The 704-nt window shown below is 36.2% G+C and carries 1 protein-coding gene; it reads right to left on the bottom strand.

All coding sequences use genetic code 11. The features are described from left to right. Positions 1-284: 284 nt before the first annotated feature. Positions 285-521, bottom strand: a complete 237-nt coding sequence (locus IM284_RS23220) for a hypothetical protein (RefSeq protein WP_047368677.1) — start codon at positions 519-521, stop codon at positions 285-287. Positions 522-704: the final 183 nt, after the last annotated feature.

Raw genomic sequence — 704 nt, 5'->3', positions numbered from 1 at the left:
AACCAATAACACGACACACTAACTATTTATTTACAAAAATGCGGAATAAATATCTACCGCTGCTGAAAACAGCAGTTTTATATCTGAATGCATTCATTTTATTGATATATATTTATACGTGACCACAGGGGTAGAAAGTCTTACATTAATATCTTTACCATTCATGTCATGAATTTGCTCATCAGACGCAGGCTAATCCGAATAATCATCGCACATCAAGGACCCCGTGAGTAATAGCTCACCCAGAATCAAAGTTTTCGGAACAGGGATACAGGCTTGCACAATTAATGTACTGAGCTATTGCCTTCTTTTACTGGTGGGTTCCCTGCACCATTTTTCCTCAAGCCGACAACCAGCGTCAGTTCATTTATATCTATATCCATCAGATTACTACCTTTGTGTTCCATCAATATCGCCATCGAAAAAGCTAACGCTAGCATGTATTCTTCTTCGGTAAGCCCAACATCCTCAGCGATTTTTTCTATTGTATTGACCATACCCTCAACAACATGAGTTCTCATTTTCTATACCTTGAATAATTATTTAATGTAATGGAAATAAGTTCGTAATCCCTGCTAAAGGTACCGTAACAAAGAGACCCGCGATACATCAAGCTGATCGACACTGACAGTACTAGTTTTTAGGATTTATTCATGAAAATTATTTTTTTACACTATAATAAATTTCCGTTGTATATATAAGAT

This window comes from Enterobacter cloacae complex sp. P12RS (assembly GCF_014895875.1).
Taxonomy (GTDB): Bacteria; Pseudomonadota; Gammaproteobacteria; order Enterobacterales; family Enterobacteriaceae; genus Enterobacter; species Enterobacter bugandensis.
This window is presented reverse-complemented; position numbering and strand designations above follow the sequence as displayed.

Excerpts from the sequence above, each read along its gene's own strand:
- IM284_RS23220 (WP_047368677.1), bottom strand. The coding sequence starts at position 521 with ATGAGAACTCATGTTGTTGAGGGTATGGTCAATACAATAGAAAAAATC.